Source organism: Blastococcus saxobsidens (assembly GCF_002938435.1).
GTDB classification, from domain to species: domain Bacteria; phylum Actinomycetota; class Actinomycetes; order Mycobacteriales; family Geodermatophilaceae; genus Blastococcus; species Blastococcus saxobsidens.
In genome coordinates, this window is the sequence record NZ_POQT01000052.1 from 1 (window position 1) to 19524 (window position 19524).

22 protein-coding genes and 1 pseudogene are annotated in these 19524 nt (G+C 73.9%); 10 read left to right on the forward strand and 13 right to left on the reverse strand.

Annotation, left to right across the window (positions count from 1 at the left end; genetic code table 11):
• The coding region (locus C5507_RS20715) for an aldehyde dehydrogenase family protein (RefSeq protein ID WP_158657672.1) at positions 1-651 on the reverse strand (651 nt) is incomplete at its 3' end.
• A 230-nt stretch (positions 652-881) separates the two neighbouring features.
• On the opposite strand from C5507_RS20715, the gene C5507_RS20720 reads away from it, so the two are divergent.
• Positions 882-1847: a sensor histidine kinase gene (locus tag C5507_RS20720; RefSeq protein ID WP_242611043.1), complete on the forward strand. Its 966-nt coding sequence runs from the start codon at positions 882-884 to the stop codon at positions 1845-1847.
• A 14-nt stretch (positions 1848-1861) separates the two neighbouring features.
• Here the strand turns inward: C5507_RS20720 and C5507_RS20725 are convergent, their stop codons facing one another.
• Positions 1862-2236 carry a TFIIB-type zinc ribbon-containing protein gene (locus C5507_RS20725; RefSeq protein ID WP_104530392.1) on the reverse strand — a complete coding sequence of 125 codons (375 nt, stop codon included), beginning with the start codon at positions 2234-2236 and terminating at the stop codon, positions 1862-1864.
• A gap of 205 nt (positions 2237-2441) precedes the next feature.
• Here C5507_RS20725 and C5507_RS20730 point away from each other — a divergent pair, with 205 nt between their 5' ends.
• Positions 2442-3269, forward strand: coding sequence for a CoA transferase subunit A (locus C5507_RS20730; protein ID WP_104530393.1), 828 nt, complete (start codon positions 2442-2444; stop codon positions 3267-3269).
• Complete coding sequence (locus C5507_RS20735) at positions 3266-3934, forward strand: CoA transferase subunit B (protein ID WP_104530394.1); 669 nt, start codon at positions 3266-3268, stop codon at positions 3932-3934. The genes C5507_RS20730 and C5507_RS20735 overlap by 4 nt, the downstream gene beginning before the upstream one ends.
• Before the next feature lie 73 nt (positions 3935-4007).
• Here the strand turns inward: C5507_RS20735 and C5507_RS20740 are convergent, their stop codons facing one another.
• Genes C5507_RS20740 through C5507_RS23580 form a run of 6 tightly spaced genes read right to left on the reverse strand, consistent with a single transcriptional unit; the run spans position 4008 to position 11217 of the window.
• Positions 4008-4778 (reverse strand): TIGR03084 family metal-binding protein, encoded by a 771-nt coding sequence (locus C5507_RS20740; RefSeq protein ID WP_104530395.1) that lies wholly within the window; start codon positions 4776-4778, stop codon positions 4008-4010.
• Positions 4775-6361 carry a class I adenylate-forming enzyme family protein gene (locus C5507_RS20745; RefSeq protein ID WP_104530396.1) on the reverse strand — a complete coding sequence of 529 codons (1587 nt, stop codon included), beginning with the start codon at positions 6359-6361 and terminating at the stop codon, positions 4775-4777. The genes C5507_RS20740 and C5507_RS20745 overlap by 4 nt, the downstream gene beginning before the upstream one ends.
• Before the next feature lie 3 nt (positions 6362-6364).
• Complete coding sequence (locus C5507_RS20750; RefSeq protein WP_104530397.1) at positions 6365-7615, reverse strand: ABC transporter substrate-binding protein; 1251 nt, start codon at positions 7613-7615, stop codon at positions 6365-6367.
• Positions 7612-8775 (reverse strand): branched-chain amino acid ABC transporter permease, encoded by a 1164-nt coding sequence (locus tag C5507_RS20755; RefSeq protein WP_104530398.1) that lies wholly within the window; start codon positions 8773-8775, stop codon positions 7612-7614. Before C5507_RS20755 ends, C5507_RS20750 begins: the two co-directional genes overlap by 4 nt.
• Positions 8768-9658 carry a branched-chain amino acid ABC transporter permease gene (locus C5507_RS20760; protein ID WP_104530399.1) on the reverse strand — a complete coding sequence of 297 codons (891 nt, stop codon included), beginning with the start codon at positions 9656-9658 and terminating at the stop codon, positions 8768-8770. Before C5507_RS20760 ends, C5507_RS20755 begins: the two co-directional genes overlap by 8 nt.
• On the reverse strand, positions 9655-11217 hold the full coding sequence (locus C5507_RS23580) for an ATP-binding cassette domain-containing protein (protein ID WP_104530400.1): 1563 nt from the start codon (positions 11215-11217) through the stop codon (positions 9655-9657). Before C5507_RS23580 ends, C5507_RS20760 begins: the two co-directional genes overlap by 4 nt.
• Positions 11218-11376: 159 nt before the next feature.
• Here C5507_RS23580 and C5507_RS20770 point away from each other — a divergent pair, with 159 nt between their 5' ends.
• Positions 11377-12240 carry a PaaX family transcriptional regulator gene (locus tag C5507_RS20770; protein WP_104530401.1) on the forward strand — a complete coding sequence of 288 codons (864 nt, stop codon included), beginning with the start codon at positions 11377-11379 and terminating at the stop codon, positions 12238-12240.
• Positions 12241-12242: 2 nt separating this feature from the next.
• Here the strand turns inward: C5507_RS20770 and C5507_RS20775 are convergent, their stop codons facing one another.
• The gene (locus C5507_RS20775) at positions 12243-12671 is read right to left on the reverse strand and encodes a MarR family winged helix-turn-helix transcriptional regulator (RefSeq protein WP_207225716.1); all 429 of its coding nucleotides are present in this window, start codon (positions 12669-12671) and stop codon (positions 12243-12245) included.
• Positions 12672-12748: 77 nt separating this feature from the next.
• Between C5507_RS20775 and C5507_RS20780 the strand changes: the two genes are divergently transcribed.
• From C5507_RS20780 to C5507_RS20795, 4 genes are read left to right on the forward strand one after another with little or no spacing between them, the layout of a single operon-like run.
• Positions 12749-13657: an SDR family NAD(P)-dependent oxidoreductase gene (locus tag C5507_RS20780; protein WP_104530403.1), complete on the forward strand. Its 909-nt coding sequence runs from the start codon at positions 12749-12751 to the stop codon at positions 13655-13657.
• An 8-nt stretch (positions 13658-13665) separates the two neighbouring features.
• The gene (locus tag C5507_RS20785; RefSeq protein WP_104530408.1) at positions 13666-14544 is read left to right on the forward strand and encodes an amidohydrolase family protein; all 879 of its coding nucleotides are present in this window, start codon (positions 13666-13668) and stop codon (positions 14542-14544) included.
• Positions 14541-16088, forward strand: a complete 1548-nt coding sequence (locus tag C5507_RS20790) for an acyl-CoA synthetase (RefSeq protein WP_104530404.1) — start codon at positions 14541-14543, stop codon at positions 16086-16088. The genes C5507_RS20785 and C5507_RS20790 overlap by 4 nt, the downstream gene beginning before the upstream one ends.
• Positions 16085-16540, forward strand: a complete 456-nt coding sequence (locus C5507_RS20795; protein WP_104530405.1) for a MaoC family dehydratase — start codon at positions 16085-16087, stop codon at positions 16538-16540. The genes C5507_RS20790 and C5507_RS20795 overlap by 4 nt, the downstream gene beginning before the upstream one ends.
• 63 nt (positions 16541-16603) lie before the next feature.
• Here the strand turns inward: C5507_RS20795 and C5507_RS20800 are convergent, their stop codons facing one another.
• Positions 16604-16834, reverse strand: a complete 231-nt coding sequence (locus C5507_RS20800; protein ID WP_242611045.1) for a hypothetical protein — start codon at positions 16832-16834, stop codon at positions 16604-16606.
• Between C5507_RS20800 and C5507_RS23385 the strand changes: the two genes are divergently transcribed.
• Positions 16827-16949 (forward strand): hypothetical protein, encoded by a 123-nt coding sequence (locus C5507_RS23385; RefSeq protein ID WP_278044317.1) that lies wholly within the window; start codon positions 16827-16829, stop codon positions 16947-16949. The two genes, C5507_RS20800 and C5507_RS23385, sit on opposite strands and share 8 nt — an antisense overlap.
• An 85-nt stretch (positions 16950-17034) precedes the next feature.
• Positions 17035-18084: a Gfo/Idh/MocA family protein gene (locus C5507_RS20805; RefSeq protein WP_242611046.1), complete on the forward strand. Its 1050-nt coding sequence runs from the start codon at positions 17035-17037 to the stop codon at positions 18082-18084.
• A 43-nt stretch (positions 18085-18127) separates the two neighbouring features.
• Here the strand turns inward: C5507_RS20805 and pcaC are convergent, their stop codons facing one another.
• From pcaC to C5507_RS20820, 3 genes and pseudogenes are all read right to left on the reverse strand, one after another.
• Positions 18128-18532 carry a 4-carboxymuconolactone decarboxylase gene (gene pcaC, locus C5507_RS20810; protein ID WP_104530406.1) on the reverse strand — a complete coding sequence of 135 codons (405 nt, stop codon included), beginning with the start codon at positions 18530-18532 and terminating at the stop codon, positions 18128-18130.
• A complete protein-coding gene (locus C5507_RS20815) occupies positions 18529-19299 on the reverse strand; it encodes an alpha/beta fold hydrolase (RefSeq protein WP_104530407.1) in 771 nt (256 codons plus the stop codon). The genes pcaC and C5507_RS20815 overlap by 4 nt, the downstream gene beginning before the upstream one ends.
• Positions 19296-19524: pseudogene (locus C5507_RS20820) on the reverse strand (3-carboxy-cis,cis-muconate cycloisomerase); the annotation flags it as partial. The pseudogene C5507_RS20820 and the gene C5507_RS20815, both read right to left, overlap by 4 nt.

A 19524-nucleotide genomic window follows, 5' to 3' on the forward strand; every position in this document is an offset into this window, starting at 1 on the left:
CACCGACTGCCCCGCCGGCCCGCTGCCGGTCAGCGTCGCGGCCATCACCCGGTCATCGCGCAGCACCCGCTCCACCGTGGACGAGCCGATCAGCAGCGTCTGGAACACATCGGCGGGGAACCCGGCCTTGCCGAACAGCTCCTCCAGGTACAGCGCGCACTGCGGCACGTTGCTGGCGTGCTTGAGCAGCCCCACGTTGCCGGCCATCAGGGCCGGGGCGGCGAACCGCATCGCCTGCCAGAGCGGGAAGTTCCACGGCATGATCGCCAGCACCACACCCAGCGGCTGGTGCACCACGAACGCCCGCTGCGCCTTCACCGCCGCCGCGTCCTTCTCCTGCGGCTCCAGCATGCCCGGGCCGTGCTCGGCGTACCAGCGCAGCGCCGCCACGCACTTGGTCGCCTCCGCCTTCGCCGACGCCAGCGTCTTGCCCATCTCGGTCGTCATCAGCTCGGCGACGGCATCGGTGTCAGCCTCCAGCACGTCGGCCGCCGCGCGCAGCCACCCGGCCCGCTCCTGCGCCGAGGTCAGCCGGTAGGCGTCGAAAGCCGCCGCCGCGCGCGCCAGCTTGTCCTCCAGCGCCTCCTCGGTCAGCGGGTCGAAGGTCTTGAGCGTCTCCCCGGTGGCCGGGTTGATCGTGGCGATGGCCATGGTGTTCTCCCTCCGCAGTCGCGCACCTCCCTGCCCGGCCGCGCGCGGTCGAAACCGGCGCCGGGCCGGCGACCGCCCGGCGCCGGCGACCGCCCGCACCTGCGGGTTCGGCGCGGGCGGGCGGTCCCGTTCGGTCCGCCACGCCTCCCTGGCCTACCGTGGGGTGTCGGCCGGGTGCACCGGGACCGGGGACAGCGGGGGCGAGAGTGGACTGGACGACTGCGGGCGGGGTGGGTCACCCCCCGTCCGGGGGCTTCCCGCACGACGCCCTCCTGTACGACTCGCTCGACCAGCTGCTCGGCACCGTCGTCCCCTTCGTCCGCGACGGGTTGGACGCCGGCGACGCCGCGGTCGTGGCCGTGCGGCCCGACTCCGCCGTCCTGCTGCGCGAGGCCCTCGGGGACGACCCCCGCGTCGTCGTGCTGGACGAGGACCGGGTGTACGGGCCACGCACCCCCGCCGCGATCAGCGCCTTCCGCCGGCTGGCCAAGGAGCACGGGCCCGGAGGGGGCCGCCGGGTCCGGGTCATCGGTGAGCTCGACTTCGGCCCCACCGAGCGCGACTGGCTGGAGTGGGAGCGCTACGAGTCGGTGATCAACGAGGCGCTGCGTGGCTGGGACCTGTGGGGGTTGTGCATCTACGGCGCAGACCGGCACCCGGACGCGGTGCTGGAGTCCGCGCGCCGGACCCACGGCCAGCTCGTCACCCCGACGAGCCGGACGCCCAATCCCGCCTACACCGATCCCGCGACGTACCTGCGCTCCCTGCCGATCCCCGACGAGCCGCTGGAGCGGACCCCGCCCCGGCTGCTGGCGGGCGACGTCACCGACTTCATCGGCCTGCGCCACGCCGTCGCCGCGGAGCTGGCCGGGGTCGCCGCATCGGCGGACCTCGTCGAGGACTTCCTCCTCGCTGTCGACGAGATGACCAGCAACGCCGTGCGGCACGGCCTGCCGCCGGTCACCCTCCGGCTCTGGACCGCGACCGACCGGCTCGTCTGCACGATCACCGACGGCGGCCCCGGCTGGGACGACCCGTTCGCCGGGTACGGGCCGGCGCACGGCGAGGACCTGTCCCGCGGCGGCATGGGTCTCTGGCTGGCTCGCCAGCTGTGCGACCACGTCGACATCACCGGCGGAGAGCACCACCCGGGCGACGGCACGATCAGCGTGCGCCTGACCACGCACCTGCCCTGACCGGCGCGCGGGTCTCAGCCGAAGAGCTCGCCGAGGAAGGACTCCTTCTTCTTCCGCTTGTGGCCGGAGGAGTGCGAGGCCTGCGCGGGGTGCGAACCCTGCACCTGGCGCAGCACCTCGCCCACGAGCCCGCCCAACCCGGCGGACGACGTCCCGCCCTGCTGGTGCCCGGGCTGCTCGCGGTGCGGCCGCTCGTGCTCCGACCGGTCGGCGGCCGCCGGCCGGCCGGCGGGGGCGCCCCCGTGCCAGGCGTCCTCGGCGTCGATCAGCCGGTCCAGCTCGCCCCGGTCGAGGAAGATCCCCCGGCAGTCGGCGCACTGGTCGACGTGCACCCCGTTGCGCTCGTAGGTCCGCATGCTCCCGTGGCACTTCGGGCAGGTCAGCTCCATGTCCGGGCAACGGGCCGACCGGCGGGCGGGTTCCCGCGGGATGCAGCGTCGGGTCCCATTCCACCCAGTGGCGTACGCACGTCGAGCCCGGCCGGGCGGACGTAGATACTGGCCCCCTCGGCCGACGGATGGGAGCACGTGGTGGATCGGATGCACACGCAGCACGCGGGGGCACCCGCGGCGACCTCCTCGCGGGAGGCCTGACGTGGACAAGGTCGTCGCCTCCGCCCAGGAGGCCGTCGCCGACATCGCGCCCGGTTCGGTCCTGGCCGTCGGCGGCTTCGGGCTCTGCGGGGTGCCGTTCGCGCTGATCGACGCGCTGCTGGAGCAGGGCGCCGACGGGCTGACCACGATCTCCAACAACTGCGGCGTCGACGACGAGGCGCTGGGCGTGCTGCTGTACGCCGGCCGGATCCGGCGGACGATCAGCTCCTTCGTCGGCGGCAACAAGGAGCTGGCCCGGCTGTACCTGTCCGGTCAGCTGGAGGTCGAGCTCACCCCGCAAGGGACGCTGGCCGAGCGGCTGCGCGCCGGCGGCACCGGCATCCCCGCCTTCTACACCCCCACCGGCGTCGGCACGATGGTCGCCGACGGCGGCATCCCCGTCCGCTACGACGCCGACGGCAACGTCGTCGAGACCAGCCGGCCCAAGGAGATCCGCGAGTTCGACGGCCAGCAGTACGTGCTGGAGACGGCACTGACCGCCGACTTCGGGCTCGTCCGGGCCGCCCAGGGTGACCGGCACGGCAACCTGGTGTTCCACGAGTCGGCCCGCAACTTCAACCCGCTGGCCGGGATGGCCGGGCGGATCACGATCGCCGAGATCGAGGAGCTCGTGGAGCCGGGCGCGATCACCCCGGAGGACGTGCACCTGCCCGGGGTCTTCGTCGACCGAGTCGTCGTCGTGGGCAGCGAGGGCAAGAAGATCGAGAAGCGCACCACGCGGCCACGCAGCCAGGCCCGGCTCGACGCGCCCGCCGCGGCGGGCGACGAGGCCCCCACCGACCCCACCTCCGGAGGAGGAGCCCGATGAGCCTGACCCGTGAGCAGCTCGCCGCCCGGGTGGCGCTGGAACTCGAGGACGGCCAGTACGTGAACCTCGGCATCGGCATGCCGACCCTGGTCCCCAACTACGTCCCCGAGGGCGTGCACGTCGTGCTGCACTCGGAGAACGGCGTGCTGGGCGTCGGGCCCTACCCCTTCGAGGGCGAGGAGGACCCGGACCTGATCAACGCCGGCAAGGAGACCGTGACGATCCTTCCCGGGGCGAGCTTCTTCGACTCCGCGCTGTCGTTCGGGATGATCCGCGGCAAGCACCTCGACGTGGCCGTGCTCGGCGCCATGCAGGTCAACACCCGGGGCGACCTGGCCAACTGGGTGATCCCCGGGAAGATGGTCAACGGCATGGGCGGCGCCATGGACCTCGTCCACGGCGCCCGCAAGGTCATCATCATGATGGAGCACGTCGCCCGCGACGGAACGCCGAAGATCGTGCAGGAGTGCACCCTGCCGCTCACCGGCAAGGGCTGCGTCGACCGGATCGTCACCGACCTCGCCGTCGTCGACGTGACGCCCGACGGCCTGGTGCTGCGCGAGACCGCCCCCGGCGTGACCGCCGACGAGGTGGTCGCCGCGACCGGCGCCCCGCTCGCGCTCGCCGACGACCTCCGCGAGATGCCGCTGCCCGCGGAGGTCTGACGCGGGCGTCCCCGCTCCGGACGGCCCCGCTGCGCGATGCGGCGGGGCCCTTCCGCGATCGGCCGGGTCCGACTCAGCGCGCGGCGTCGCTGCCCCGTCCGGGCGGACCGGCGAAGGCCTGGGCGACGTCGAGCCACCGGTCGGCGTCCGGGCCGCGGGCCTCGAGGGCGAGCGCCGCACGGGGCCGCCGCTGGACGACCCGCAGGCAGAAGTCGAGCAGCGGCCCGTCGACCCGCTGGCGGGCGTCCTCGGGGCCGTCGACCCACACGGTGCCGTCGTCCCGGGTGAGCTCGACCCGGATCGGCGCCGAGGGGGGCGGCAGGCGGTGGGCGGCGAAGGCGAACGCCCGGGCACGCACGCCGAGGTGGGCGACGTGGTCCAGCCCCGGCGAGGCCGACGGCGGCCGGCCCAGCGCGTCGCCGACGTCGACGCCGTGGGCCCAGGTCTCCATCAGCCGGGCCGTCACCATCGACGGGGCGCTCATCGAGGGGCCGACCCAGGGCAGGCGGACGCCGTCGGGGACGGCGGCCAGCGCCTCGGCGAGCCGGTCCCGGCCCGTCCGCCAGCGTCGGAGCAGGGCCGCCGGCGGTTCCGCGGCCCCCTCCGCTGCCGCACGGTCCACGACGTCGGCCGGGTGCGCGGCCGTCCGGAGCGCGAAGGCCGTGGGTGCGCTGGTCGCGAGGAGGGCGAGCTCGTCGGTCCACGCCAGGTGCGCCACCTGGTGGGCGATGGTCCACCCGGCGGCGGGCGTCGCCCGCGCCCAGTCCTCGGTCGCGAGACCGGCGAGCCGGGTCTCGAGCCGGGTGCCCTCGGCCGCCAGGTCGGCCAGCAGACCCGGCCTCACGGCCGGACCGGAGGCGGCTCGGCCGCGACTCGGCGCAGTTCGGCCCGCTGCACCTTCGCCGAGGCCGTCATCGGGAGCTGCTCGACGACGCGCCAGGCACGGGGCACCTTGAACGGCGACAGGCGGTCGCGGGTGAACGCGGTGAGCTCCGCCGGGTCCGGCTCGCTGCCCGGCGCCGGGACGACGAAGGCCACGATCACCTCGCCCCAGCGCTCGTCGGGCGCACCCACGACGGCGGCCAGCGCCACGTCGGGGTGCTGCACCAGGACCTCCTCGACCTCGACCGGCGAGACGTTCTCCCCACCGGTCTTGATCATGTCCTTGAGGCGGCCGACCACCCGGCAGGCGCCGGTGCCGTCCATCTCCGCCAGGTCCCCGGTGTGCAGCCAGCCCTCGGGGTCGATCGCCTCGGCGGTGGCGGCCGGGTCGTCGAGGTAGCCGCGGGTGATCCGCGCACCGCGGACCCACAGCTCGCCGGTCACGCCCGGTGCCACGGCGGCGCCGTCCGGGCCGGCGATCCGGACGTCGGTGCCCGCCAGCGGCGCCCCGACGGTCTCCCGGCGGATCCGGTCGGGATCGGTCGGGGCGGTCTGCAGCACGGCCCCGCACGTCTCGGTCATGCCGAACGTGATGGACAGCCGCGCCCCGAAGACCGACTCGACCCGGTCGACGAACGCCGCGGTCACGGTCATGCCGCCGGTGAACAGCACCCGGAGGGCAGCCAGGTCCGTCCGGGGCAGGTCGGGATGGGCCGCGAGCAGGTCCAGCAGCGTGGGCGCCGCGGACAGCAGCGTCGCCCGGCGCTCGGCCATCGCCCGGAGCACCGGCGCAGGAGCGAACGGCAGCACCACGTGCTCGGCCCGGGCCCACAGCGCACCCACCACGCCGAGGACGTTGCCGGCCGTGTGGAAGAGCGGCATGGGGTTCACCCAGACTCGGCCCGCCTCCGGACCCAGGCGCTCGGCGAAGGCCCGGCCGGTGGCGACCATGCCGGAGTGGGTGATGCGCACGCCCTTGGGCCGGCCGGTCGTGCCGGAGGTGAACTGCACCTGCGCCAGGAGGTCCGGGTCCAGCGGAGGCAGCGAGCCCGGTTCGGCCAGCTCGACGGTGGCGCGCCAGTCGACGCCGCAGCGACGCACCTCGCGCAGCGCGGGCAGCCGGTCGGCCACCGCGGCCGCGAGGTCGGCGACCGGGTTGCCGGCCACGTCGTCGGCGGCGTACAGGCACACCGCACCGGACAGCCCGAGGGCGTGCTCCAGCTCGGCGGGGCGGGACCGCGGGTTGATGGGCACCAGCGTCATGCCGGCCAGTGCCACCCCCCACTGGAGGAGCACGGGCTCGGGGCCGTTGCCCAGGCACGTCGCGATCCGGGAGCCCGGCTCGAAGTCCCGCAGCAGGGCGCCCGCCACCGCGCGCGCGTCGGCGAGCAGCTGCGCCGCCGTCCAGGTCTCCCCCGTCGCCGGCGTGCACAGCACGAGGTCCTCGGGCCCCTCCCGGACGGCCCGGTGGAGGACGTCGCCGAGGACGCCCTCCACCGGACCGGGCGCCGGAGCTGCCAGCAGTTCACTGCGCTCCAGGACCATGGCTCAGCCGAAGGTGTAGCTCTGCGCGCTGGGGCCCTCGTAGGTCTCGAGGAGCTCCAGCCCGGCCTCGGCCGTGTCACTGACCTTGGTCACGTACACGGTCCGGGTGGGCGACTCGCCGACCGTCGAGTAGTCCAGGCCGTCCGGGAACAGGCCCTCGGTGTCCACGTCGGCGCCCTCCCGCATCGCGGCCACGACACCCTCGGGGGTCAGGTCGCCGGCCTCGCAGGCGCCCTCGAGCGCCGTCCGCAGCAGTTGGGCCTGACCCGAGGCCAGCGGCACCTCCCAGCCGATCGCGCCGTCGGGGTCGGCCGCTTCGTAGAGCTCGTTGGCCGCCCGGACCCCGGGCTCGTCCGAGGCGTACGGAGCGACGCTGAGGATGCTGTAGGTGTCGGCCAGCAGGGCGTCGGCCACCGGGGTGTCCAGCAGGGCGGGGTTGAACGTCGGGTTCATGCCGACGATCGGGATGTCGGCGCCCTGCGAGGCGAGCACCCCGGCGAGCGAGGCCAGCTGCCCGGGAGCCGCGCCGAGGATGACGGCGGAGGCGCCGTCCTGGACGAGGGCGGAGGCCTGCGCCGAGAGGTCGGTGGTCGCCGGGGTGATCTCCTGCGGGATGATCTCGACGCCCCGCTCCTCGGCCGCGTGCTGGGCACCGGCGAGCACGTCGGCGCCGTAGTCACCGGCGAAGTAGACGACGCCGATGGAGCTGCCCTCCGCCACACCGAGCTCGTCGACGAGGTAGTCCACCGCGTTGGCGCCCTGGATGCTGTAGCTGGCACCCGGCAGCTGGTTGCTCTCGTAGCCCAGCGCGGTGCTCGCCCAGCCCACGCCGCCCGCGTACATGCTGTCCTGGTCGGCCAGCGGGAGGACGGCGGCGCTGGTCGGCCCGCCCAGGACCTGCTGCAGCGCGATGATGTCGGAGGACATGCTGCGGTACAGGGACACGGCCTTCTGCGGGTCGTACGCATGGTCCTGGACCTGGAGCTCCACGTCCCGGTCGCAGACACCGCCGTCGGCGTTCACCTGGTCCCAGAACGCCTGGAACTGGGTCACCTGGACGGCTGCTCCGGCCGCGAACGGGCCGGACAGGTCGGTCAGGACGCCGATGGTGATGGTGTCGTCGGTCACCCCGCTGCCGGTCTCGATGTCCCCGGAGTCACCGCCGCCGGCGGCCTCCGGCTCCGTCGTGGAGCAGGCGGTGACCGCGAACAAGCACGCTGCGGCAGCGGCCAGTGCGGGACGGGTCTTCCTCATCGAGCTGTCTCCTTCGAGCTGACGGGCTGGGCACCGACCGGGTGGTCGGGGTCTGTGGGTGGGGTGGGTGGGGTGCCCCCGGTGTCGTCGGGCGCTCCGGACGCGGCTGTCGGGGCGTTTCCGCCGCGGAGCCGGCGGAAGGCCCCGGCCAGGCCTCCGCGCAGGAAGACGAGGACGGCGATGATGGCCAGTCCGTAGAGCATCCGGGACAGCGTCGCCGGGTCCAGCCCGCCGGAGCCAGGGGCGGCGAGGAACGGCAGCACGTCGCTGTACTGGGTCAGCACCAGCGGCAGCGCGGTCACGAAGAGCGCACCGACCATGGCGCCACCGATCGAGCCCAGGCCACCGATGACGATCATGACCAGGAAGTCGACCGACACCAGCAGCGTGAAGACGTCGGGCGCGAGGCGGCCGTAGGCGAGGGCGAGCATGGCTCCGGCGAGCCCGGCGTAGCCGGAGGAGACGACGAAGGCCGAGGCCTTGTGCCGGGCGACGGCGATCCCCATGGCGGCGGCCGCGGTCTCGCTGTCGCGGACGTTCGCCCAGGCCCGGCCGGTCCGGCTGGTCCGCAGGTTGGCGCCCAGCCAGCAGGCCAGCAGCGTGAGGACGAGGAACAGGTACCAGAGCCGGTGCAGGCCCTCGAACTCCACCCCGGCGACGGCGAGGTAGTCGGGGTCCCGGTTGCTGAAGCTGAACCCGGCGATCGTGAAGGGCTCGACCGAGCGTCCCGTGAACCCACCGGTCCAGTCGTCGAGGTTGAGCAGCAGGTGCCGGACGACGAAGACCAGGCCGAGCGTGGCCAGGCCGAGGTAGATGCCACGCAGCCGGCTCGCGACCGGGGAGAAGAGGAGGCCGATCAGGGCTGCCATCGCGACGGCCAGCACCAGCCCGGCGACCGCGGGCAGCCCGGCTCCGGCGAGCGTGGGCGTGGCCTCGGACGTGGCCCAGACGTAGACGTAGGCCCCGATGGCGGCGAACGCGGCATGCCCCAGGGACAGCTGGCCGGCCACCCCGACGAGCAGGGTCAGGCCGACCGCGCCGACCATCGTGGCCATCACGAACAGGCCGAGCTGCAGCCAGAAGTCCTCGAGGGCCAGGGGCAGGGCGAGGGCCGCTCCGAGGAGGACCAGCCCGGCGATCCGACGGGAGAGGTCAGACACGGACGGCCTCCTTGCTGCCGAGCAGACCCTGGGGCCGCACGAGCAGGACGATGATCATCACCAGGTAGGGCACGACCTCGCCGAAGCCGGCGCCGAGGAAGTGGAGTTCGCGCTCGTAGCCGACGGTCAGCGCGGTGACCAGCCCGATGACCAGGCCGCCCAGCACCGCCCCGGGGACGGAGTCGAAGCCCCCCAGCACCCAGGCCGGGATGGCGAGGAAGGCCGACAGCGCCACGGAGGGCACCACGCCGGGGGACGGGAACGACGTCAGGAAGATGCCGGCCAGGGCGGCGAGCACACCGGCCAGCGCCCACCCGGTGGCACCGGTGCGGGAGAGCCGGATGCCCATCAGCGAGGCGGTCGGCCCGTCGGCGGCCGCCGCACGCATGCCGATCCCCACGCGGGTGCGGGAGAACATGAACCAGAGCCCGGCGAACACGACCACGGCGAGCACCGCGGCCAGGACGCGGCCGGTCGGCAGGGAGATCCCGCCGAAGCGGACCACGTCGGCTCCCCAGGGAGCCCCGAGCGGGAGCACCCGGTTGCCGATCCGGCGGGTCAGCTCCGTCAGCAGCAGGATGTCGACGCCGAGCATCAGGATGGCGGCGGTACCCGGGTTCGGGTCGGCGAGGTTGCGCACCAGCAGGGCGTTGATGAGCACCCCGATCAGGGCCGCCCCGAGGATGCCGACGAGGACGGCCGGCCAGAACCCGATGGTGGGCTGGGTGACCGCGACGAGGTACGCACCGGCCAGGACGACGGAGCCGTGCGCGAAGTTCAGCACGCCGGTCGAGGTGAAGACGATGGCGAAGCCGGCGGCGATGAGGCTCAGCACGAGGCCGAAGGACAGCCCGTTGAGGACCTGGGTCAGGAAGTAACTCATACGGCTGCCGCTCCCAGGTAGGCACGGAGCACCTCGGGGTCGCGCTGGACCTCCGCCGGGGTGCCCTCGGCGATCTTCTTGCCGAAGTCGAGGACGGTGACCTGCTCGGCCAGGCCCATCACGAACGGCATGTCGTGCTCGACGAGCAGGATCGACAACCCGAGGTCGCGGCGGACCTGGCGGATCGTCTCGGCCATGTCCTGCGATTCACCGTGGGTCATGCCGGCGACCGGCTCGTCGAGCAGCAGCAGCGAGGGGCGGGCGGCCAGCGCCCGGCCCATCTCGACCCGCTTGCGGTTGCCGTAGGACAGGCTGTGCACCGGAGCGTGCAGCAGCGGGGTGAGCCCGAGCAGGTCGGCGATGTCCCGCACCGTCGAACGGTGGGCCCGCTCCTCGCGGCGGGCCGCCGGGGTGCGCAGGGCGCCGGTCAGGACCCCCGAGCGCATCAACCGGTGCCGGCCCACGAGGAGGTTGTCCTCGACGGTGTCCTCGAGGGCGAGGGAGATGTTCTGGAACGTCCGTGCCACGCCCAGTCCGGCGGTGCGGTGCGCGGGCAGCGCCGTCAGTTCGGCATCCCCGTACGTGACCCGCCCCTCGGTGGCCCGGTAGGCCCCGCCCAGCACGTTGATGCAGGTGGACTTGCCGGCACCGTTCGGCCCGATCAGCGCGTGGACGCTCCCCGGCTCGACGGTGAAGGACACGTCGGACAAGGCGGCGATACCGCCGAACCGGACGGTCAGGTTCTCCACCGTGAGGCGCTCGGGGGGCACGGCGGTCGGGATGGCCGGCTCGGACACGACCACGTCGGTCGGCCGGACGGGGACGGCGACACCGAGGTAGCGCTCCCGCACCTCGTCGCTGGCCGCGAGCTCGTCGGCGCTGCCCGACGCCGTCACGTGCCCGACCTCGAGGACGTAGGCCCGGTCGGCGACCCGCAGGCCCATGACGGCGTTCTGCTCGATGAGCAGCACGGCCGTGCCCTGGGCGTTGATCTGGGTCACGATCTCGCCGATCTGGTCGACCAGCAGCGGGGCCAGGCCCAGCGACGGCTCGTCGAGCAGCAGCAGCTGCGGCGAGGTCATGAGCGCACGACCCATGGCCAGCATCTGCTGCTGGCCACCGGACAGCAGGCCCCCGAGCTGCGCACGCCGATCGGCCAGCACGGGGAAGAGGTCGAAGACCCGGTCGCGCGCCTCGGCGCGGCGCTTGGCGTCCCGGACGGTGAACCCGCCGGCGCTGAGGTTCTCCTCGACGGTCAGGTCGCGGAACACGCGACGGCCCTCGGGCACCTGTACCAGGCCTCGCCGGACGACCGCGGAGGCCTCCATCCCGGCCAGGTCGTCGCCCCGGTACCGGATGGTGCCGCCGGTGACCGCCCCGCCGTACGCGCCGAGGGCCCGGGAGATCGCCCGCAGCAGCGAGGTCTTGCCCGCGCCGTTCGACCCGAGGACCGCGACGACGGACCCCTCCGCGACCTCCAGGGACACGTCCCGCAGCGCCTGGACGGCGCCGTCGTAGGAGACGTCGAGATGCTCGACGCTCAACAGCGGTGGTGGCATTCGGCGTCCTTCTGGCTGGGCCATCGACCCCTGACGAGTGACCTCGCAGTGGTCCGGATCACCGAAAAGCTAGAGTGGGATGGAACGAACGTCAACCAGGTGTCTAATGTTCGGGACCTCGTTGCCGAGCTGTGACCGGACGTCAGAGACGGGGAACCCATGAGCGCGCTGCCGACGGACGCGCCCGTCGACGTCGATGTCCCCCGACCGGTCGCCATCGCGCACCGGCCGCAGTCGCTCCTCCTGAGCTTCCTCGGCGCGCTGGTGCTGGACGCCGATCTGCCACCCCTGCCGTCGGCGATCCTGCTGGACCTGCTGGCCGACCTCGGGGTGGCCGAGGCCGCCGGGCGGGCGACGCTCAAGCGGATGACCCAGCGAGGCCTGATGGCGCGCGGGCAGGTCGGGCGGACGGCGGAGTACCACCTCACGCCGCTCGCCGAGGACGTGCTCCGCGAGGCGTCCGCGCGGGTCACCTCCCCGGCGCCGTTCGAGCACCCCGAGGACGAGTGGACACTGCTCAGCTACTCGGTCCCGGAGAGCCGGCGCGACCTGCGGAACCGGGTGCGCGCACGGCTGACCTGGGCCGGCTTCGGCGGCCTGCGCGACGGGTTGTGGATCGCGCCGGGGACGGTCGACGTCGCCGCGGTCCTGGGTCGCTCGGACCTGGCCGAGGTCGGGGAACTGGCCGACGCCTTCGCCGCGCGGGTGCTGCCCGGGACCGACGTCGACCGCCTGGTCCACCGCGCATGGGACGTACCGGCGGTCCGCCAGGCCCACGCCTGCTTCATCGACACGTGGAGCCGTCCACCGCAGGTCCCGGGGTCGTTGGCCCAGCTGACCCTGCTCGGGGCCGACTGGTTGTGGCTGCTGCGCACCGACCCGGGGCTGCCCGCGGCCCATCTCGGGCCGGACTGGCCCGCCCCCGTCAGCAGCGAGCTCTACCGACGGGTGTTCGACGCCGTGGAGCCGGCCGCCCGGGCGGCGTTGGAGCGCGGCCTCCGGGCCACCGGCCGCATCGCCTGACCTCAGCCGGTCGCGGTCCAGATCCTGGTCAGCATGTCCCGCAACCGGTCCCGCTCGGCGTCCCCCAGCAGGCGCAGCGGCGTCTCGAGGGCGGCGTCGGCGTCGCGGCCGGCGGCCTCCCGCACCCGGCACCCCTCGGCGGTGGCCACGACCAGCCTCGTGCGCCGGTCGGTCTCGGGCGCCTGCCGCTGGACCAGACCGGCCGCGGCCAGCTCGTCGACCAGCAGCACGACCTGGGACGGGTCGAGCGCCAGCTGCGTGGCCAGCTCGCGCTGGCTGAGACCGTCGGGGGCGTCGCAGGCGAGCACCAGGACGGAGTACTGCCGCACCCGGAGACCGTGCTCGGCCAGGGCCGCGTTCGTCACCCGGGCGACCTGCCCGCTGGCACGGGACAGCAGGAAGCCGAGGTCGTCGGCCAGGGGGCGGGTCATGTGAACCTCCATCGTTGACAACCTCCACGATACCGACCTACGTTCGCTCCACCACCCCGTCGCGATGAGGAGCATCCGTGGATCTGTCCGGCAAGGTCGCCGTCGTCACCGGATCGGGGCGGGGCCTCGGCCTCGCCTACGCCACCGAGCTGGCCCGCTCGGGCGCCGCCGTCGTCGTCAACGACGTCGACGCCGAGGTCGCCGAAGCAGCGGTCAAGAGCATCACCGGGACCGGTGGCAGCGCCGTCGCCGAGGTCGTCGCCGTGGGCACCAGCGAGGCCGCGCAGGCCCTCGTCGACCGGGCGGTGAACGAGTTCGGTCGTCTCGACATCCTGGTCAACAACGCCGGCATCCTGCGCGACACCACGGTGTGGAAGATGACCGACGAGCAGTTCGACGCGGTCATCACCACGCACCTGCGCGGCACCTTCACCTGCACGCGCGCCGCGGCGATCCGCATGCGCGAGCAGGGCGAGGGCGGCCGCATCATCTGCGTCGGCTCCCCCACCGGCCAGGTCGGCAACTTCGGGCAGACCAACTACGCCGCGGCCAAGGCCGGCATCGTCGGCATGGTCCGCACCTGGGCCATGGAACTGGCCCGCGCCGAGATCACGGTCAACGCGATCGTGCCGGTCGCCGCCACGGCGATGACCGAGACCGTCCCCTTCCTCAAGCCCTACATCGAGGCGCTGGAGACCGGCGGTCCGCTGGCACAGTTCGGCCGCCAGCAGCTCAGCCTCGGCACCCCCCAGGACGCCGCCGGCGTCGTCGCGTTCCTGGCCTCGGACGCCGCCGCCGGGATCACCGGCCAGGCCATCGGCATCGGCGGGGACCGCCTCGCCCTGTGGTCGCATCCGACCGAGGCCGTCGTCGAGCTCGCCGACGGCACCGGCTGGTCGGCCGACGCCGTCGCCGCCATCTGGCCCCGCACGTTCGCACCCGCCCAGCAGACCGTCGGTCAGCAGTTCCCGGAGCCGCCGAAGTGACGCTCCGACTGGACCTGGACAAGCTGGTCGCGATCGACGTGCACACCCACGTGCACGCCGACACCCACGGCCACATGGCGCTGGACGAGGAGCTGTCCGCGGCGGCGAGCAAGTACTTCAAGGGTGACCCCTACGACCCGACCGTGCCGGACATCGCCGCGGACTACCGGGCCAGGAACATGGCCGCGGTCGTCTTCAGCGTCGACACCGAGATGGCCACCGGCCAGCCCGCGCTCTCCAACGAGGAGATCGCCGACCTGGCCGCGGAGCACCCCGACGTGCTGATCCCCTTCGGCTCCATCGACCCCGCCCGCGGCCTGTCCGGCATCCGCCTGGCCCGCAGGCTCGTGGAGTCCCACGGCGTGCGCGGGTTCAAGTTCCACCCGTCGATCCAGGCCTTCGAGCCCAACGACCGCAAGGTCTACCCCCTCTACGAGGAGATCCAGAGCCTCGGCGTCCCGGCGCTGTTCCACACCGGCCAGACCGGGATCGGCGCCGGCCTGCCCGGTGGCCGCGGGATCAAGCTGCGCTACTCCGACCCGATGCTGCTCGACGACGTCGCCGCCGACTTCCCGGGTCTCACGATCATCATGGCCCACCCCTCGGTGCCGTGGCAGGACTCCGCCATCTCGGTGGCCACCCACAAGGCCAACGTGTACATCGACCTGTCCGGCTGGTCGCCCAAGTACTTCCCGCCGCAGCTGGTCAAGGCCGCCAACGGGCTGCTGAAGCGGAAGGTGCTGTTCGGCTCCGACTACCCGCTCCTGCGCCCCGAGCGGTGGATCGCCGACTTCGAGCAGCTGGACATCAAGCCCGAGGTGCGGCCGCTGATCATGAAGGAGAACGCCATCCGGGCCCTGAACCTCGACCCCACCGGCCGGCGATGAGGAACGCAGGCCTGGGCTCGTGGCCCGAGCGGCGGCTGCGGATCTCCCCGCACAAGCCGGCGATCTGGTTCGAGGGGACGACGACGACGCACGGCGAGTTCGCCCACCGGGTCCGCCGGGCCGCGTCGGCGCTGGACGCGCTCGGCGTCCGGCGCGGTGACCGGGTCGCCTGGTTCGGGGCCAACCACCCCACCGCACTGGAGCTGCTGTACGCCTGCGGGCAGCTCGGCGCGATCTGGGTGCCGGTGAACGCACGGCTCACCGCGCCCGAGGCGCAGTACGTGCTCGAGCACTCCGGCGCGAGCCTCGTCGTCCACGGCCGGGAGCACGGCACGACGAGCGACGTCCTGCGCGCGGAGCTCCCGGAGGTCCGGGCGTGGGTGTCGGCCGAGCCGCCGCTGGCCGGCGGCGCGGAGTCACTGGACTGGCAGCAGCTCCTGGCCGACGCCGAGCCGGTGCTCCGCGACGAGGCCGTCGCCCTCGAGGACCCCTGCCTGATCATGTACACGTCGGGCACCACCGGCCGGCCCAAGGGGGCGGTGCTGACCCACGGGAACATGACGTGGTCCTGCATCAACCAGATCCTCGGGTTCGACTTCACACCCGACGAGCGCACGCTCGGGCTGGCCCCGCTGTTCCACATCGGTGGGCTCAACGGCACGCTCAACCCGACCCTGCTGCGCGGTGGCTGCGTGGTGCTGGTCCGCGGTTTCGACCCGCCCGCGACGCTGGCGACCATCGCCGAGCAGCGGGTGACGTCGTTCTTCGCCGTCCCGACCATGCTGGACGCGCTCAGCCGCCAGCCGGACTTCGGCACCCTGGACCTGTCCGCGCTGCGCACCATCGGCGCGGCCGGCGCCCCGCTGCCCCTCCCCCTGCTGCACACCTGGCTGGACCGCGGCATCACCGTGCAGCAGGCGTACGGGATGACCGAGTCCGCGCCCGCGGGGACGGCGCTGGACAGCGCCGACGCGGTCGCGAAGGTCGGCTCGGCCGGCAAGTCGCAGTTCTTCGTCGACGTCCGCGTCGTCCGTCCCGACGGCAGCGAGTGCGACCCCGGCGAGATCGGGGAGGTCGTGCTGTCCGGCCCGAACATCATGGCCGGGTACTGGAACGCCCCCGAGGCGACCGCGGCGGCGATCGTCGACGGCTGGTACCACTCCGGGGACGCCGGCTCCACCGACGAGGACGGCTACCTCTACATCCGCGACCGCTACAAGGACATGATCATCTCCGGCGGGGAGAACGTGTACCCCGCGGAGATCGAGTCGGCCCTCCTCGAGCTCCCGGAGGTCGTCGAGGCCGCCGTCATCGGCATCCCCGACGAGAAGTGGGGCGAGGTCGGCCTCGCCGTCGTCGTCCCCGCCCCCGGGTCGGCCGAGGACCCCGAGGCCATCCGGGCCGCGCTCCGCCGGCGACTGGCCGGGTTCAAGGTGCCCCGCCACGTCGAGTTCGTCGACGAGCTGCCCAAGACCGCCACCGGGAAGATCCGCAAGCCCGATCTGCGCACCCGATTCCCCACGACCCAGGAGAACCCCGCATGAGCACCACCACCACCATGGCCGAACTCCCCTCGCTCAAGGGCACGGAGCTGGGCACCAGCGACTGGGTCGAGGTCACCCAGGACCGGGTGAACCTGTTCGCCGACGCCACCGGTGACCACCAGTGGATCCACGTCGACGTCGAGCGCGCCACGGCGGAGAGCCCCTTCGGTGGACCGATCGGCCACGGCTACCTGACCCTGGCGCTGGTCATCCCGATGTGGTCGGAGGTGCTGGTCGTGAGCGACGTCAAGATGGGCGTCAACTACGGCCTGAACAAGGTGCGCTTCCCCGCCCCCGTGCCGGTCGGCGCCCGGGTGCGGCTGACCGCCACCCTCACCGACGTCGAGGAGATCAAGGGCGGCTACCAGGTCACCGTCGCCGCCGTGATCGAGCGCGAGGGCGGCGACAAGCCGGTCTGCATCGCCGAGCCGGTCTTCCGCTTCCTCGGCTGAGCACCACCGGCACACGACGACGGGCCCCGCGGGACGTCCCGCGGGGCCCGTCGCCGTCCTGCGTCAGTGTGCGGCCAGTACCGGTTCCACACCCTGGGTCGGACGCAGCGCCCGGACGCCGACCGCCGCGGCGAGGCTCACCGCACTCAGCACGGCGAGCGCCGAGCCCAGGCCGCCGATCGCACCGGTGAGCGCCAGCACGACCAGCGGGCAGACGAACTGGCCGATGAAGAAGGCCGACGTCCAGAGGCCGGTCCCGCGGCCGCGCTGCTCGAAGCCGAGCGAGGTGTTCACGCCCGAGGAGGGCGCCACCGAGCACATCGGCCTGGACCACCTCCCCCACGTCAGCACCTTCGTCGCCGACTGGGTGGCCGACACCTTCGCCGAGCTGGCGGGCCGGCACGGCTGACGAGCACCGCGCGGCGGTGGCTGCTCCGTGCCCGCTGCCGCGCGGGCACGGAGCGGGTCGGGGCTCGGCACGGGAGGATGGCGGCATGAGCTCGCCCGATCCCATGCCTCCCGTCCGAGTCGGCCTGCTGGGCTACGGCTTCGGTGGACGCTGGTTCCACGCCCCGCTCCTGCGGGCCGCTGCGGAGATCGAGCTCCTCGGGGTCGTGACGTCCTCGCCCGCGCGGAAGACGCTGGTGGCGCAGGACGGGCACGCCCGGCGGACCTTCGACTCGCTGGAGGAGCTGGCCGCCGCCGGTGCCGAGGCGGTGGCGATCTCCACCCCGGCGAGCACGCACAGCGCGCTCACCGACCAGGCCCTGGGACTGGGTCTGGCGGTCGTGTGCGACAAGCCGTTCGCGCTCGAGGCCGCGGCGGCCACCCGGTCGGTGGAGCTGGCCGACCGGCTGGGGCTGCCGCTCACGCCCTACCAGAACCGCCGGTGGGATTCGGACTTCCTGACCGTGCGCCGGCTCGTCGACGACGGCCGGCTCGGCGAGGTCGTCCGCTTCGAGTCGCGGTTCGAGCGGCTGGCCCCGGCCGACGGGCCGGGGCCCGCCGGTGGCGGCACGCTGCTGGACTTCGGCAGCCACCTCGTCGACCAGGCCCTCGTCCTGATGGGCCCGGTCGCATCGGTCTACGCCGAGTGGCGGCTGCGCGACGACGGGCTCGACGACGACGTCTTCGTCGCCCTCACCCACGTCGCCGGCGGGCGGTCGCACCTGTGGGGCAGCTGGAGCCAGGGTGCCCCCGGTCCTCGCTTCCGGGTGACCGGGACCGCTGCCAGCTACGTCAGCGGCGGCCCCATGGACGTGCAGGAGGAGCTGCTGCTCGCCGGCCACACGCCGGCGTCGCTCGGTCCCGCCTGGGGTGCCGAGCCGGCCCTGCACTGGGGCAGGCTGCACCAGGGCGACGCCGGCGAGCACGTCCCGAGCGAGCGCGGCAGCTGGGACGGCTTCTACCCGGCGTTCGCCCGCGCCGTCCGGGGGCTGGGGCCGGTGCCGGTGGACCCGCGGGACGCGATCGCCTCGGCGACGGTGCTGGACGCCGCACGCCTGAGCGCGACCGACGGCGGCACCGTGCGGTTCCGCGGCTGACGACCGGCGCGGGACCGACGAGACACCCGGCGCCAGGGGGCCGTCAGGCGGAGTTGCCGCGGAGCTCGTCCAGGATCGGGCCGGCCACCTTGAACGCGTGGTTGGCCGCGGGGACGCCCGCGTAGACCGCCGCGTGCTGGATGACCGCGCCGATCTCCTCGTCGGAGAGGCCGTTGTTCTTCGCCGCCCGCACGTGGAGGGCGAACTCCTCCCAGTGCCGCAGCGCGATCGTGATCGACAGCGTCATCAGGCTGCGGTCGCGGCGGGAGAGCTCCGGCCGCTGCCACACGTCGCCCCAGGCCACGCGGGTGATGAAGTCCTGGAAGCCGGCGGTGAACTCCGACGTGTTCGCCACCGCCCGGTCGACGTGCGCGTCGCCGAGCACCTCCCGGCGGGTGCGCATGCCGGCCTCCCGGCGCGCGGCATCGGTGTCGGGCTGCTCGGTCATCGGGTGCCTCCGTCGAAGTGGGCCAGCAGCGCGCCGGTGACCTCCAGGGTGCGCTCCAGGTTCGCCAGGTGGGCGCCGCGCACGGTGAGCAGCGCGGCGCCGGGGATGCCGGCGGCGATGGCCTCCTGGTGCGGCGGCGGGAGTGCCGGGTCCTCGCTGCCCGAGACCACGAGGGTGGGCGCGGTGATCCGGCCGAGGTCCTCGCGCAGGTCGATGCGGCCGGCCACCTCGCAGCAGGCGGCGTAGCCCTCGTCGTCGGAACCGGCGATCATCGCCTCGAGCCGGGCCGCCAGGTCCGGGTGCTGCGCGGCGTGCTCCGGGGTCAGCCACCGGGACGCGACCATCGCGGCGAACTGCGCGGTGCCGCCGGTGCGTGCCAGCGCGGCCCGGTCGAGGAAGCCGGCCGGGTCCACCTTCGCCGAGCTGAACATCACCGCCAGCCGCCGCACCCGTGCCGGCTCCCGGGCGGCCATGCGCATGGCGATCATCCCACCCAGCGACACTCCGGCGACGTGCGCCCGCTCGGCCCCGAGCCGGTCCAGCAGCGCCAGGACGTCGTCCACCAGGTCGTCGATCGTGTACGGCCCGGCCGGTGACGGGGACTCCCCGTGCCCCCGGCCGTCGTAGGTGACCACGCGGAACCGCTCGGCCAGCGCCGGGACCTGCGGGTCCCACATGGCGCGGGTGGCGCCCAGCGAGTTGGACAGGACGACGACCGGCGCGTCGGCCGGGCCGTCGACGCTGTACGAGACCTCGACCGCGCTCATCGCTCCCCCTCCGTCAGCCGGGCGTGCTCGGCGAGGACGGCGTCGACCTGCGCGCCCGCCTCGCCCACGTCGGGACCGCCGCCGAGCAGCGCGGTGAGGTCGACGTCATCCCGGCCGGCGACCACGTCGGCCAGCGACCGGCCGGTCGCGGCGGCCTCGCGGACGGCGGCCGCCGCCTCGTCGTGCGCGGCCCCGTGCCCGAGCGTCGGCGCCAGCGCCGAGGCG